Origin of the sequence: Pleionea sp. CnH1-48 (assembly GCF_024124665.1) — a bacterium.
Classification (GTDB): domain Bacteria; phylum Pseudomonadota; class Gammaproteobacteria; order Enterobacterales; family Kangiellaceae; genus JAMXSB01.
The window spans coordinates 349,634-365,435 of sequence record NZ_JAMXSB010000003.1; the positions used below are offsets into that span (position 1 = coordinate 349,634).

The 15,802-nt window shown below is 42.1% G+C and carries 11 protein-coding genes; 6 read left to right on the forward strand and 5 right to left on the reverse strand.

Annotated features, from left to right (window positions below; all coding sequences use genetic code 11):
• Positions 1-2: 2 nt before the first annotated feature.
• The 4 genes from aceE to NH399_RS06620 form a co-directional block, all read right to left on the reverse strand.
• Complete coding sequence (gene aceE, locus NH399_RS06605; protein WP_253037915.1) at positions 3-2,684, reverse strand: pyruvate dehydrogenase (acetyl-transferring), homodimeric type; 2,682 nt, start codon at positions 2,682-2,684, stop codon at positions 3-5.
• A gap of 696 nt (positions 2,685-3,380) precedes the next feature.
• Positions 3,381-4,169 carry a regulatory signaling modulator protein AmpE gene (ampE, locus tag NH399_RS06610; RefSeq protein ID WP_253037916.1) on the reverse strand — a complete coding sequence of 263 codons (789 nt, stop codon included), beginning with the start codon at positions 4,167-4,169 and terminating at the stop codon, positions 3,381-3,383.
• Positions 4,170-4,222: 53 nt separating this feature from the next.
• The gene (gene ampD / locus NH399_RS06615) at positions 4,223-4,777 is read right to left on the reverse strand and encodes a 1,6-anhydro-N-acetylmuramyl-L-alanine amidase AmpD (RefSeq protein WP_253037917.1); all 555 of its coding nucleotides are present in this window, start codon (positions 4,775-4,777) and stop codon (positions 4,223-4,225) included.
• 88 nt (positions 4,778-4,865) lie between these two features.
• Positions 4,866-7,175 carry a DUF1631 family protein gene (locus tag NH399_RS06620; protein ID WP_253037918.1) on the reverse strand — a complete coding sequence of 770 codons (2,310 nt, stop codon included), beginning with the start codon at positions 7,173-7,175 and terminating at the stop codon, positions 4,866-4,868.
• 301 nt (positions 7,176-7,476) lie between these two features.
• Between NH399_RS06620 and nadC the strand changes: the two genes are divergently transcribed.
• The 5 genes from nadC (at position 7,477) to NH399_RS06650 (ending at position 12,936) form a co-directional block, all read left to right on the forward strand.
• Entirely contained in the window at positions 7,477-8,346 is an 870-nt protein-coding gene (gene nadC / locus NH399_RS06625) for a carboxylating nicotinate-nucleotide diphosphorylase (protein ID WP_253037919.1), read from the forward strand.
• A 446-nt stretch (positions 8,347-8,792) separates the two neighbouring features.
• Positions 8,793-9,209: a pilin gene (locus NH399_RS25425; protein WP_256489319.1), complete on the forward strand. Its 417-nt coding sequence runs from the start codon at positions 8,793-8,795 to the stop codon at positions 9,207-9,209.
• Positions 9,210-9,538: 329 nt separating this feature from the next.
• Positions 9,539-11,467, forward strand: a complete 1,929-nt coding sequence (locus NH399_RS06640) for a hypothetical protein (RefSeq protein ID WP_253037920.1) — start codon at positions 9,539-9,541, stop codon at positions 11,465-11,467.
• Entirely contained in the window at positions 11,460-12,317 is an 858-nt protein-coding gene (locus tag NH399_RS06645) for a glycosyltransferase family 2 protein (protein ID WP_253037921.1), read from the forward strand. Before NH399_RS06640 ends, NH399_RS06645 begins: the two co-directional genes overlap by 8 nt.
• A complete protein-coding gene (locus NH399_RS06650) occupies positions 12,301-12,936 on the forward strand; it encodes a bifunctional 2-polyprenyl-6-hydroxyphenol methylase/3-demethylubiquinol 3-O-methyltransferase UbiG (RefSeq protein ID WP_253037922.1) in 636 nt (211 codons plus the stop codon). The genes NH399_RS06645 and NH399_RS06650 overlap by 17 nt, the downstream gene beginning before the upstream one ends.
• Here NH399_RS06650 and NH399_RS06655 read toward each other — a convergent pair.
• Positions 12,933-13,763 (reverse strand): hypothetical protein, encoded by an 831-nt coding sequence (locus NH399_RS06655; protein WP_253037923.1) that lies wholly within the window; start codon positions 13,761-13,763, stop codon positions 12,933-12,935. The two genes, NH399_RS06650 and NH399_RS06655, sit on opposite strands and share 4 nt — an antisense overlap.
• Positions 13,764-14,086: 323 nt before the next feature.
• Between NH399_RS06655 and pilB the strand changes: the two genes are divergently transcribed.
• Positions 14,087-15,802 (forward strand): type IV-A pilus assembly ATPase PilB, encoded by a 1,716-nt coding sequence (gene pilB, locus NH399_RS06660; protein ID WP_253037924.1) that lies wholly within the window; start codon positions 14,087-14,089, stop codon positions 15,800-15,802.

Here is a 15,802-nt window from a genome sequence, read left to right on the forward strand (position 1 = left end):
GTTTATACCGTCAGCGGATTAGGCTTATTAACATCGATATTGTACTTCTTAAGCGCTTCAGTCACCTGACTGGCTTTTAGTACGCCCTCATTAGCTAATGACTGCAACGCAGCTACGGTTACGTAATAACGATCAACTTCAAAGAATCGGCGTAGATTTTCCCGACTATCAGAGCGACCAAAACCGTCGGTTCCTAGTACTCGATAATGTCCAGGCACCCAGGTTCGAATTTGATCAGCGTAAGCTTTCATGTGATCCGTTGATGCAATGACAGGTCCTTGATGACCTTCCAGGCACTGGGTAACGAAAGCTTTCTGCGGTTCTGCTTCTGGGTTCATCAGATTCTGACGTTCGGCTTCCAGACCATCACGGCGCAGTTCATTAAAGCTGGTTACGCTCCAGATATCGGACTCAACGCCCCAGTCATCGCGCAGTAATTCAGCAGCGGCTTCGACTTCTCGCAAGATGGTTCCAGAACCTAACAGCTGAACGCGTTTTGCTTTTGCCTTACCTTTGTTTTCGCCGCCCTGTTTGAGCAGATACATACCTTTAATAATGCCTTCTTCGGCACCATCAGGCATTTCTGGCTGAACATAGTTTTCGTTCATGGTCGTGAGGTAGTAGAAAACGTTTTCCTGGTCTTCGTACATGCGACGCATACCATCGCGAATGATCAATGCCAGCTCGTAAGCGTAAGTTGGCTCGTAACTGATACAGTTAGGAATGGTCGATGCCAGTATGTGGCTATGCCCATCCTGATGTTGTAGGCCTTCACCGTTCAAGGTAGTACGCCCAGCGGTCGCACCAATCAAGAAACCACGGGCCTGCATATCACCCGCCATCCATGCCAGATCACCAATACGCTGGAAACCAAACATAGAGTAGTAAATGTAGAAAGGCACCATGGGTAAATCATTGGTTGAATAACTGGTTGCAGCGGCAATCCAACTCGAGAAAGCCCCGGCTTCGTTAATACCTTCTTCCAGGATCTGACCTTTCTTATCTTCGCGATAGTACATCACCTGATCAGAATCTACAGGTTCATAAAGCTGACCAACCGAAGAGTAAATACCATATTGACGGAACATGCCTTCCATACCGAAGGTTCGCGCTTCGTCGGGAACAATCGGAACAATACGCTCGCCCATTTTTTTGTCTTTCAACAAAGTATTTAGAACGCGAACAAACGCCATAGTCGTAGAAATTTCTCTGTCGCCTGAGCCTTTCATTACCGCATCAAAAGCTTTCAGAGGAGGAATATCTAATGACTCAGACTGTGCACGTCGAGCTGGCAGATATCCGCCTAATGCTTTACGACGCTCTTTTAGATATTTTATTTCTGGGCTGTCTTCACCGGGGTGATACAGTGGCACATCTTCTAACTGCTCATCAGGGATCGGAACATTAAAGCGATCACGGAATTGCTTTAATGCCTCTACGTTCATCTTTTTAACCTGGTGAGAAATGTTTTTCCCTTCACCACTGTCGCCCATGCCGTAACCTTTGACGGTTTTGGCAAGAATAACCGTTGGCTGACCATTATGGGTTGTTGCTGCATGGTAGGCGGCGTAAACCTTACTTGGATCATGCCCGCCACGGTTTAAACGCCAGATGTCTTGATCAGACATATTCGCAACCATCTCCAGCAACTTAGGATGTTTGCCAAAGAAATAATCACGGGTAAAGCGACCACCTTTGGCTTTATAGTTTTGGTACTCACCATCGACAGTTTCTTCCATGGTATTGAGCAATAAGCCTTCGGTATCACGCGCAATCAGAGGATCCCAGTAACGTCCCCAGATGACTTTAATAACGTTCCAACCCGCACCACGGAAATCACCTTCCAGCTCCTGGATGATTTTACCGTTACCGCGAACAGGACCATCTAAACGTTGTAAATTACAATTCACAACAAAGATAAGGTTGTCGAGTTTTTCGCGACCCGCCAAAGAAATAGCACCTAATGATTCTGGCTCATCCATCTCGCCATCACCCATAAAGGCCCAGACTTTACGACCTTTAGTATCGGCAAGACCACGATTCTCAAGATACTTTAAGAATCGAGCTTGGTAGATGGCACTAATCGGCCCAAGACCCATAGATACGGTTGGGAATTGCCAGAAATCAGGCATCAACCAAGGGTGAGGATAAGACGAAAGGCCATGCTCTGGGCCTGCGGTTTCTTGACGGAAGTTGCCTAGTTTCTCTTCTGACAAGCGTCCTTCCAAAAAGGCGCGAGCATAGATACCTGGAGAAGAGTGTCCCTGGAAGTAAACCAGGTCGCCACCAAAATCAGGATTTGCGCCACGGAAGAAGTGATTGAAACCGACATCGTATAGAGTCGCAGCAGAAGCAAAGCTTGATAAATGCCCGCCCAGCTCTAAATCTTTTTTGGTTGCCTTAAGCACAATGGCGATCGCGTTCCAGCGGATGATAGAGCGTAACCGTTGCTCCATTTCTTGATCACCAGGAATGTGCGCTTCTTGCGAAGGTGGAATGGTATTTAAATAGGCCGTCGTAGCGTCATAAGGCAAATGCGCTCCAGAGCGACGAGCTTTGTCGATCAATCGTTCTAATAAATGATGCGCTCTTTCGACACCTTCTTCTTCAAGTACAGCTTCTAGTGCATCTAACCATTCTTGCGTTTCGACTGGATCTACGTCATGTTTCAGATCAACCGCCATGGATAGCTTTCCTCTTTAATTTTATATTTTACCAACGCTGTCAGCGTTACCCGCTCAATATCCGCGCCGTATCAAAGGCGGGTATGACCGAGTCAGCAAAACCAACACAAACTCGATAAGCATGATATAAGGCCAATAAGTCCTGAGTGTGATAATAAAAAACGAATAAACACAAAAAAATATCTCAAAGCAAAGATGTCACCTCGAGATTACCATTGTTTACCCAGTTGTCACTTATGCCCGTCGCCTTTCAAGGAGCAGCGTTATTGGCTGCACCTTGAAATACTTTGGGTAATTAGCCAAGCAAAATGCTTATCAATTAACCATCGCAAACATAGTTGTTCATTTACAAAAGAACACCAGATTGCAGCCATTTCGCTCAAGAAAAACTCGATAAAGCCAATCCTGCTAGCAAAGATCCCCAAACGTGGGCGAAATGGCTGTAAACTGCTTTGTTTACACAAGTAAAGACTATAATCCCCAGTTACGCGAATAACACTGCCAAATTACAATTTGGGACTATGATGGAGCAGACACCTTATCGGTCTGAACCAAACGCGGCTATCATAACAAAGGTAGGGGCAAAAGAAAGGACGTACCAGTTAAAGCACCAAAGCTACATGGCTCACATATAAGATTAAGCTATAACCTTCGAACAGATCTTTTTGTAGAGCGAGAACCTTTGTTTGCTGATGCTTAAGAAAACAAACTGCTGAGAGCCACAAAAGTCATTAACAGAATTAAACTGCGCTCAATTAATGCACTCACTTCTGTTAAAGAAGAGGAGTCATCCTGTGCGTTTGGTAACACCTGTTGGCCAACATCGATAATGAGTTCACAACTTTTGATACTGGCATCCAGTGCTTTCTTGGAATAAACACTAAACCCAGCAATAAAGTTTCCCGCCAACAAAAACAACAATGTTGTTAGACGGCCAGGAAGCCAATCAGCAATGTGGAACAGTTTCTGCCACCATGAGATTTGCGCCGATTCTATCATTGGCTTTTCAGTCAAAGCTACAACAGACATCAATCTATAGGCTAAAACGGCGACTGGTCCGGCCAGTAAAAACCAAAAAATTGGCGCGATGTAACCAACATGCCCATAAAGCAGTAGTGAGCTGTTGTCATTTTGTTCAATCTGCCCACCAAAGAAGTTCGCGTTATTCTCAAGAACCTCACCATACTTTGATCGATTAAATAAAGCCGTCGGTCCTAAGCACCAACTGAGTAAAACGATTTCGATGAGTAATTCAAATAACGAACTTAACAAGCTGTGATGGTTATCTAACAGCAACCACACTAAGAAAAGCGGAGAAGCCAAAACAATGGCAACAACAAAGTAAGCGGGAACATCAAAGGTTTTTGTCAGCTTGGCAGAAAACTCATTAGCATAACGTGAAATCCAGGAATGTTGACGATAATGAGTGAGTGGCGACCAATAATACTCCACGACCAAAACGATCACCAAAACCAGTAACGTCATTCTATCTGCTCCATTATCAAACTCTGTTCATAATGGGCAGCATACTACGTGATTTATTCACCGTCTAAAAGACGTCGAAAGTACGACCAGTTGAAGGCAGGCCCAGGATCGGTTTTTCTTTCGGGGGCAATATCGCTATGACCCACGATTCTCTCAGGCGTTATTTGTGGATACGCCAACATCAATGTTTTTGTTAAGCTGGCTAAAGATTGATATTGCACTTCTTCGTAGGGGATATCATCTGTCCCCTCAAGCTCAATACCAATGGAAAAATCATTACAGTTTTCTTGGCCTTGCCACTCAGAGACACCTGCATGCCAGGCTCTGTCATCACAAGAGACAAACTGCAATACTTCACCAGTACGCATGACTAAAAAATGACTGGAGACACGCAGATCTTTTATGGTTTCAAAAAAAGGATGAACACTTGTATCCAAGCGTCCTTGAAAAAATGCTTCTATATGCCCTCCTCCGAATTGTGCCGGAGGTAAACTTATATTATGGATAACAAGCAGATCGATAACTACCTCGGCAGGTCGCTGATTGAAATGAGAAGAAAGACAATGACGAACGTTGGTAAGCCATCCATTAGATACTGTTAATGACAAAATTAACTCGCTATCAGCTTGTTGATACACAGGCACGAAGAATATAGCGATTAGCTTGGCTAATGCAACAACCGAAACGGCTTCTTAACTACGGATCAGATTTCATAGAACGCAAATTGGTAATTACGGATTCCAATGCACGATCAAATAAAGCCGCATCATCAAGCAACACAATGGTTTCATTCTTAAAGGCTGCGGCGAGCTGTTCACGACTCACTTCCGTAATTTTAACGCCAGCACGATTAACAAATATGTACTTTTGTGACGAGGCAATGTAGGCCGCCAATTTACAACGCTGGCGCTCATCCCCTTCTCGGCAAATTTCTACCCAGGCACCCGCTTGAATCTGATCCACCTGTTGGTACACAGGATCTGATTCGTTAACCTCTTCGCCAACATCCAACCAGCTTTCTCTTTCTTGCGCCACTCCCACGGTAGGCTGCTGCGACGCTAAAGTCAGCTCTTCAAGAGTTTGTTCGGTTGCCGTTTCACCAATTTCTTGTGCAACCGCTTTATGTTCTTGAGCAGCCAACTGCTTCTGTTCGGAATTAGCGGGGCTCTCAATCGCTTGCGAAGATAGTCGCTGTTTAGAAATTTCTAAGACTTTACGATGACACTCTTCCAACTCACTCAGTAGTTGAGAAGCTCGGAAGGTACTGAAAGAAATTTTATCCATTCCTAGTTTTAGGTTTTTAATTAAACTAGGCATGATTTTTCGAAGCTTATTACGAGCATCTTCTGTTTTCTTAGGTTGCACACTCCAAACCAAGAACTCAGCAACCTTCACAGCTTTATCCCACCCATCGTGAGAATCACGCTTTAAGCTCTCAATAAATAGAACATTGGTCCAGGCTTCTTTTAAAATTGCCTTAACAGGAGCGGCAATGACACGACGGTGGCACACTCGCTTGATTTCTTCGTTCACTGCCTTACGAGCGCTTTCTGCTCTTGCTTTGCCTTCTTCTGTTTCACGGACGCGCTTTTCGAGAATCCCCGAACGGCGGCTATCGGTGCGCTGGAACGATTCGAATTCCTGACATAACTCTTCGAATAGCCCCATGTCATCTTGAAATTCTGTAACCACTCTTTCTACAGCATTGGTTACTTTGGCTAACAATATGTCGCTGTTTGCTGATGCACCCGGCTGCCAGCCAATGCCCGCTTGAGCCAATAGATTCAACAAACGGCGTGCAGGGTGATTGCGGCGACTGAAAAACTCACGGTCAACCAGACCGATCTTGAGCATAGGAATCTGTAAGCGGGCCAATATAGCTTTGATATCGTTATGCAGGTTTCGATCTTCCAATATAAAATCGAACAACATAGTCACAATATCAATAACATCATCGTTCACATTGCCAACAACACCGGCATGAACCGTACCCTGAACCGTAGGTAATAGTCCTCCGATGGCCTGTCGTATCTCTTGCGGCGCCGTAAAGTCTCCAGCAATATGCGCTTGTTGCTGTAAAGAATTAAGAGCACCAACTAATTGAGATGTATCAACGGAAGGTCGCCCTCTTGCAAGTGCTGGCGATTTCTGAGAAGACAACAGATCACGTAACATATAGAAGACTTCGTCACGCACACCATCTTGTCCATTCCCCTGCTCTTGGGGCTGAACAAAATCAGGATCATCAAACGATTGCTCATCAGCATTCGCGTTATTTTCTGATCGTGAAGCCTGCTTCTTTGGTTTTGGTCGACGTTTATGTAAATCCGGTAATACGCCTTTCTCAGCAAGCAGCTCATTAATATCGCTATAAACTTCGTCAAGCTGCTCAATGACACAGCGCTCAAACAACTTAAAAATAATAAGTAATGACTCAATGTCCAAGTCTAGAACTTGAACACTGATACGAAACGCTTCGCAGATAGCCTTAGGATCAATAGGGTTGCTGTTTTCGTTAACGGAAACTGTCACACACAAAGTATCAAGGCGAGTTTCAAGATGACGTAAAGCATCTACATTGGCCGCTCTGGCCTTGGCTATCATACCTTCAATTGCCAAATCTTCTTCTAGATCATCATCTTTGACCAGGGCAATATTGTCCAACGAAAAGCTTTCTACGTTGTCTCCAGTAGGAGACTCTACAGACTGGTCTGTGAGGTTGCTTTGAAATGCGGAGGAAATTTCTTGACGAAATGAGTTGATAAGTCCTTTTCGTTTAATACGAATCATTCTCATGGAGTGAAAGAAAATCACTTCATTCGACTTATCAGCCATATCAAATAAACGATCATCTGCGGTATCTAACATTTTATTCAAGCGGGTTTCGAGCCCTTGACTAGCCTGCTCTCGGACTTGCTGTATTATGTTAGACAATGTACTGTGGCCGCTCTTAACTGATGAACTTGATGTAGCAGATAGGCGAACAACATGTGGCTCTTCGCTCACGAAAACAACCTCGACTTGAAACTGTTGCAGACAATACGACAAACATTATCTCATAGAATAGACAACTAATATGTCAGTTTAGAGTGACAATGTTCACACTTTAACTAAATTTTATACTGCTTAGTCACTGTTTTACACTAATTGTTGCACAGATAAAAGGCGCTTTAAGAGGCATTTGGTGGTAATTATCATCAAAAAGCCACGCAAATCTCCAAGTTAGATAATTTTACGTTTTATTTCTCTAGTAACCCCCTTAAAATAGCGCGCTTTTGATAGAACCAGCCTCCGCCGGAGATCTTCGATGTATCAGTCACCCGAATTTAAGCAATACATTACAGAAACCACCCTGCTTGCACTCGCAGAAGACTTGGGCTCCAGCGACGGAGTAGACATTACTGCCGAACTGATACCCGCCGTAACCAAGGCACAAGCGACACTTATCAGCCGCGAGCCAACCATTGTTTGCGGCAAAGCCTGGGTTGAAGAAGTTTTCCGGCAGTTAGCCCCAACTACGGAGCTACAATGGCACGTAGAAGAAGGCGAGCAGGTTAGCGCCAATACCAAACTACTCGACATTGAGGGTTCTGCTCGAGCTATTCTCACGGCAGAGCGAACAGCAATGAACTTCTTGCAGTCGTTATCAGGCACTGCAACGACAGTAAGCACTTACGTAGAGCAAATAAAAGACACTCATTGTCAATTGCTGGATACTCGAAAAACCATTCCAGGACTGCGTATGGCCCAAAAATACGCAGTGACCGTAGGTGGTGGATACAATCATCGCATTGGATTGTTTGACGCGTTTCTTATTAAAGAAAATCACATTGCGACCTGCGGTGGCATCACTGCGGCCATTACATTAGCGCGCAAAAACCACCCCAATAGAAAAGTCGAAGTCGAAACAGAGAACTTTACAGAACTTACCGAGGCTCTGGATGTCGGCGCAGATGTCATCATGTTAGATAACTTCTCTATTGAAGACATGAAAAAAGCCGTCGAAATGGCAAAGTTGCATCAAAATGCTGTAAAACTTGAAGCTTCAGGCAACATCACTGACGACGAGCTGGCCGCTGTTGCGGCAACAGGTGTCGACTTTATCTCTGTAGGCGCCCTCACCAAACACATACGAGCCATTGATCTGAGCATGCGCGTAGCCCTACTTGCAGAGTAATCTCCTACATCTGTAGCGATTCAATCCAAAGGGGCCAAGGTGCCCCTTTTGTTTATCTTTTGAGCGACAATTCCATCTACTCATCAACAAATCGTCTAGTTTTCATTCTGTTGATCAATATTCCTAGAATTAGCACGCGAAATCTTCAATAACGGGTGGAGAATTAGCGTCAATTATTCTATGGTGAAAGAACTCTTTGATCGCCCAAATGTGTCACTCACTGTGTAAACTGACACAAATTGTCACACTAAAAGTGACTCTATGTGTCATAGTGACCATCGCAGGTAATAACATTGTGTAATAACTAAGACTTTGCTCACAAAAATAAAAATATAATTATCAAAGAGTTAGAGTAAAATCTGAGTTACACAAAGAAAGTTGGCATGTCGCTTGCGACTACCTTAGCCAAGAAACTTCAAACTTTAACTCTACTGGAGATATGAAACATGAAAAAAGCGAGTGCAGGTTTTACTCTTATCGAATTAATGATCGTTGTTGCAATCATCGGTATTTTGGCTGCGGTAGCACTTCCTGCTTACCAGGATTACACAGTTCGCGCTAAAGTCTCAGAATTGCTTCTTGCTGCAGCTAACGCAAAAACAGCTGTTAGTGAATTTGCTCAAGCCGAAGGCACATTGGCAGGTTCTGGTACAGGTCTGACCATCCCAACTGAAGGTGCATACGTTAGCTCAGGTACGGTCTCTGCAGCTGGTGTTGTTACAGTAACTGGTACCCAAGCTGATTTAGGTTCTGATTCAGATGTTACTATCACTTTGACACCTACTCGTAATAATAACGGTGTTGTAACTTGGGCTTGTACTTCAAGTAGCTCTGCTAAATACTTACCAGCTACTTGCCGATAATATCTGGTAAGCAGATACAAAAAAAGCTCTGATATATCAGAGCTTTTTTTTTGCCATAAATAATATACGCTTTCTCAAATGCAGCTTTAAAAGAATGCTTATGCAGCGTATGTTAATGTGCAAATGCTCTTAGCCTTATTAAAATCTATTAAGCACTGCTTTAAGTTTTGCAATAGACTACCTGAAATGACAAGGAGGTGAACACCCAATTCTTCTATACAATCCAATAGTTAAAAACTTTATCAAGCTTTGAATTAACTCGACTTAGTATTTATATGAAGCTTACTACTTTGTTACTAGTATTTTTATTAAAACGAATTCATAAATAGATGAAAAAACACATAGCTCTCTTTTACCTAATAGTTGCATCTCTACTAACATATATCTGTTATCTACCTAGTCTAGATGGAAGTTTCCTATTTGATGACTTTGTAAATATAGTTCAAAACAAATCTCTAAAAATGGAGACTTTTAACGCTGAGAACTTAGTTTCAGCAGCTTACTCTGGCGATTCAGGGCCGCTTAAAAGACCCATTAGCTATGCTAGCTTTGCCATTAACATCCTATTTACTGAATACGACACTTATCCTTTCAAGCTTGTAAATTTAATCATACATATACTAAACGGTTTATTAGTTTTTTATTTAGTACAGGCTCTATTTAAAACGCCCTATTTCCCAGTAAAGACAAAGTCTCAGAATTTTTCTGCCTTTTTTATAACAACAATCTGGCTTCTTCATCCAATTAACATAACAAACGTTGTTTATATAGTTCAACGAATGAACTCCTTGAGCAGTTTCTTTGTTTTAGTTGGGTTAAACATTTATGTTTACGCCAGGCTCCATGGATTTAATCGAACAAAGCTCTATCTGGCTTTGTCAGGTATTTTGATAAGTACTCTCCTAGCGCTATTCTCAAAAGAGAATGGCATTATTGTTATAGCCTTGATCATACTTATAGAAAGATTCGCTTTTCGGTTTGAACATGCGCCACAGTTCCTCTCCAGACTGGCAGATAAATTACTAACGCCCCTGTCACTTCTGATTGTAATAGTCATGATGTCTTTATTGGCATCTCAACTTGATTGGCTCAATAATAACTACGCTTATAGAGACTTTTCTCTCACAGAAAGGCTACTTTCTGAAGCCAGAGCTTTATTTTATTACATCTATCTTTTTATAAACCCAGCTTCAACGGATTTTAGTATCTACCATGATGACTTTGTCATTTCTAGATCACTATTGACCCCCATCACAACGCTACTATCAGTTACAGCACTTTTCGCCATAGCTATCTATTGTCAGCGTCAAGAAAATCGCTCCTCTTTATTTAGCTTTCTTGTACTCTGGTTTTTGACTTGTCATATTATTGAGTCAACGTTTTTGCCGCTCGAACTCATCTTCGAACACCGCAATTACCTTGCTTCAATAGGACTTATTTTAGGCGTATTGGGATTGTTTGAATGGCTGAACGAACGATACAAACTAAAGCCCTACCTATTACTTACCTCGGTTATTATTGTTATAGCCTCTTTTAGCTACATTCGAATTCTGCCCTACCAAGACAAATTCTCATTAGCAATAACCGATGTTGATGCACATCCCAATTCAGAGCGAGCAAATTATGAATTAGGACGAATCTATATGAGGTTTTTTGAACTAGAACGAGATCAACTAATGTTCGAACAAGCCCAATACTATTTTGATCGTTCAACTCAAAGCTATGAAGCCTCTGGCTCTGGTTATTTTGGTAATCTATTCCTATTTAGTATTGCAGGAAAAACAATCACTTCTAGCGAAATAGACCCTCTACTTGAACGTCTGGAAAACAAAACCATACGAGCAAGCACTTATAATTTTTTACAAGGGCTTACTCTTTGTGTATTGCAAAAAAAATGTACAGTACCCAGTGAGTACATGGACGCAATCTATAGGACAGCATTAAAAAACAGCAACTCAATACCAAAGAACAAGGCAAAGCTGCATACTCTTTATGCCGATTTCTTGTTAAATATTGAAAAGAACTTGATAGAGAGTGAGCAACAACTACTTAAGGCTTTAAAATTTGCCCCTCAAGATCCCTTCTTTACATTAAAACTAGCTGTGCTATATCTTTCGAATGATCGGCTCGAAGAAGCAGCAGAATATTTAAACCGCTCAAAAAAGGCCGATGTTCATCTCCAATATCAAAAAGAAATCGAGGAAGCGATGTCGGTTATTAGTAAAAAAACAGCGATGGAGGAAGTCTCCAATGGATAACATAACGATTGCTATCCCAGCTAAAAACGAAGCCATCAGTTTGGATAAACTCCTACCACAACTAACCAATGAGCTACCAAACGTCAGTATATTAGTTGTCAATGATGGTTCTACCGATAACACACCAGAAATCTGTGAAAAACATGGTGTGGGCGTAGCAACTCACCCCTACTCTAAAGGTAATGGAGCCGCGATTAAGACAGCTGCACGAACAGTAACAACAGAATATATACTCTTTATGGACGCAGACAGCCAACACAGAGTGTCCGATGTTAAGAAGTTAATAGACCATATTGATGACAACACGGATATGATAGTTGGTGCAAGAGACAATAAGTCACAGGCGAGCCTTGGGCGGCTGTTAGCTAACAAATTTTATAATTGGTTATCGTCTAAAATCGTTGAGCACAAGATAGAAGATCTAACATCTGGCCTAAGACTGGTTAAAACAGAAAAATTCTGTTCTTTTTTACACCTGTTGCCTAATGGCTTCTCATACCCTACAACCATTACCATGGCTTTCTTTAGAGCCGGTTATTCCATTCGCTATGTTCCTATTAAAACGGAAGATAGAATTGGAAAAAGCCATATTAATTTACTAAAAGATGGCTTTCGATTTATTATTATCATATTCAAGATCGGCACACTCTACTCACCACTAAAACTGTTTACCCCTATCAGTATGATGATGTTTATTGCAGGGTTAACTAACTATATCTACACGCTAACAACTAGTGGTCGATTCACTAACATGACGGTGTTGCTCATTGTTTCTGCCGTCATTGTGTTCTTGATTGGCCTGGTTTCGGAACAAATTAATAGCTTGCAATACGATGAACGAAGAAAATAAACAATCACTGAATACTGACATTGATTATATTGGAAAATATGAACAGTCAGGAAAGATCGGCACCTGGTTGATTGATAACTTTTATCAGCATATCGATGAATTGATTAAAATCGCTGCGCCTTTAAGCTGTCTTGAAGTCGGTTGCGGCGAAGGCATAAGTACACAGAAAATACACAGAAGCCTTAAATCAGAGAGCTTCTTTGAAGCCTGCGAGTTGGAACCCAGACTGGTCGAAAGTGCACAACGCAGAAATCCATCAATTCAGGTAAAACAAGACTCGGTTTATAACCTGCACTATGAGGATAACCAATTTGATCTGGTAGTTTGCCTTGAAGTACTGGAACATCTTGATGATTTTTCGAAAGCGCTCGAAGAACTCTCCAGAGTCAGTGCTCGGTGGGTGTTAACCTCTGTTCCAAGAGAGCCGTTGTGGTGTTTTTTAAACCTATGTCGTCTAAAGTATGTATCTCATCTAGGCAACACTCCCGGCCACCTCAATCATTGGAGTACCAGTGGCTTCAAACGTTTGCTTTCTCGCTACGGAAAGATTAATGCAGCACGAACACCGATTCCTTGGAGTATTGTTTTATGGGAAGTTAATCCTCCCACAAATGATTAACGAAACAAACGATAAACAAGAACTGACACTAATTCATAAATGATCTGCCATATCCTCATGAATAAAATATAAGAAACCAGCAAAGAATAATTAATGTCTATGTTGATGATGGATGGCAGATAAATAAACACCCATTCTTTAACGCCTAAGCCAGCAGGAAACACAAAAGAAAGAATACCTGCCGCCCAACTAATGCCCGACAGTCCGACCAACTCGGTCATACCAGCAGCAATCGAAAGATCCCAAGCATAAAAATAAAAGTAAATCGCAGTTAAATACCCTGCGCTAGCGACCAATGCCAGCAAAGTAAGCTGCCAAGAGGTTTTAATGTCCGCAGACATACGCAAGGAAACGAAGGTATATCCTGCACCGACCAATATCAGGCTAATAAAGCTCAAAATAAATAAAAAGGAGTCACGAGCATAAAACAGCAAGCAACCAGATAGCCCTCCCACAAATGCCACAAGTACGAGCATAAACTCGATATTAACGAGAAATACACGTGTCTTATTATGACTCTCTGAAACATAGAAGCTCTGAAATAAGAACTGCCATATTTTGCCAGGAATGTACTTCACTGGCTGGCTATTGATGTAGGCGCGTATTCCATCTTTGACCAAATAGCTCTGAGTGGAGTGCTTTTTTAAGATATTAGAGAAAAAAACGGCCAATAAAAAATTAGATAACCCGCCTACCAATAAAGCAAACAACATCCATCCGACATGAATAGATTGACTGTACTCAACAATAACGGACCAATTTTGCACTAACAGCCAAATAATAAACGCAGCACCCAACAAAAACATGACTGTTTTTACCGCTGACATTGATTTGCTCATGTAGGTTAAGGCTTTATTTTCAATAAGTTGCCTTAATCATATTGTAAAATGGGCAAGAGTAACAGTTTTGCATAGCAACCGATCATATAATGCAATTAAGAAGGTGCAGCTCGAATTGCATGCTGAAAGTGCAGTCTGTTGTTTAGAAAAATACGATAACTGCCTAAAGATATAACGATTTTTGGCCTCTAAATTACCTAATCCTTCGTTCTTTGACTAGAATAATAACGAAGCTAGGTATTTTTAATGGAAATTCGTTAAAAAATGCTATAACTTACGGAAATTACTTACAATTTTGGCTCGAGGGCAGTATGGTAACACCACAAGAGAATGTGTCATTGAGTGGTTTGGCAAAACGTTTAGTCAGCGAACGCTTACTTACAGAAAGTGAAGCGATGGATGCTGCAAGCGAAGCTCAAAAAAATAGTCAGTCATTTGTCACATACCTCACTGAAAAGGGGTATATGGAACCCTATCAATTAGCCTCTCTTGTTTCTAATGAATTTGGTGTTCCTTTATTTGATCTCAGTTCTATCGACTACGAGCAAATTCCCAAAGGAACCGTAGAAGAAAAACTTATCCTGAAGCACCATGCACTCCCCTTATACAAAAGGGGTAAACGATTATTTGTTGCAGTATCTGATCCAACCAACCTGGTTGCACTTGATGAGTTCCAATTTCACAGCAAATTGACAGTAGAAGCAGTTTTAGTTGAAGACAATAAACTTCAAGAGTTTATCGACAAAGTTCTGGATGAACGTGAAAACGAAAGTTTGGCTGACTTTGACGACGCCGATCTCGAAAATATTGACGTCGACAGTGGCGAGACAGATCCCAGTGACGACAATGACGCGGCGGGTGCCGACGATGCGCCCATTGTGCGCTTCGTCAATAAAATTCTCCTTGATGCGATTAAAAAAGGCGCATCGGATCTTCATTTTGAGCCTTACGAAAAGTCCTATCGAGTGCGCTTTCGTATCGACGGCATTTTACACGAAGTATCTAGCCCTCCTTCAAATTTATCAGGAAGAATTGCTGCTCGCTTAAAAGTTATGTCACGCTTAGACATCTCGGAGCGTCGTGTGCCGCAAGATGGTCGTATCAAACTAAAGCTTTCTAAAAACAAAGCCATCGACTTTCGTGTAAGTACACTACCAACCCTATTTGGTGAAAAGATCGTAATGCGTATCTTGGATCCTTCCAGTGCCATGCTAGGCATTGAAGTACTTGGTTACGAAGATTTTCAGCGCCAATTGTTTGAAGACGCGCTATTTAAACCACAAGGCATGATTCTGGTAACAGGTCCAACCGGTAGTGGTAAAACGGTTTCGCTTTACACCGGTGTGAATATGTTGAATTCACCAGAGCGAAATATATCCACAGCGGAAGACCCAGTAGAGATTAACTTAGCGGGTATCAATCAGGTTAACGTGAATCCCAAAGCGGGTATGGACTTTTCATCCGTTCTGCGGGCCTTTCTGCGTCAGGATCCGGATGTCATTCTCGTGGGTGAGATTCGAGACCTCGAAACCGCCGAAATTGCTATTAAAGCGGCTCAAACAGGTCACATGGTACTGTCGACTCTGCACACAAACAGTGGCCCAGAAACATTAACTCGTTTGGTGAATATGGGCGTTCAACCCTTCAACATAGCAACCAGTGTTAATTTGGTAATTGCACAGCGCTTGGCGCGACGATTGTGCCAGCACTGCAAAAAACCTGTCGATATTCCAGAAGAAGCGCAAATTAAATATGGCTTTGACAAAGAACGCATTGGAAAATTCGAAATTTTTGAACCAGTTGGTTGTGATCAATGTACAAACGGGTATAAAGGAAGGGTTGGCATTTATCAGGTAATGCCGGTTTCCGAAGAAATGGGCCGCATTATTATGGGTGGTGGCAATGCAATCGATATTGCCGACCAAGCACAAAAAGATGGCGTGAACGATTTACATCAATCAGGGCTCCTGAAGGTGGAACAGGGAGTAACTTCTCTGGCGGAAATTAATCGCGTAACACAGGATTAA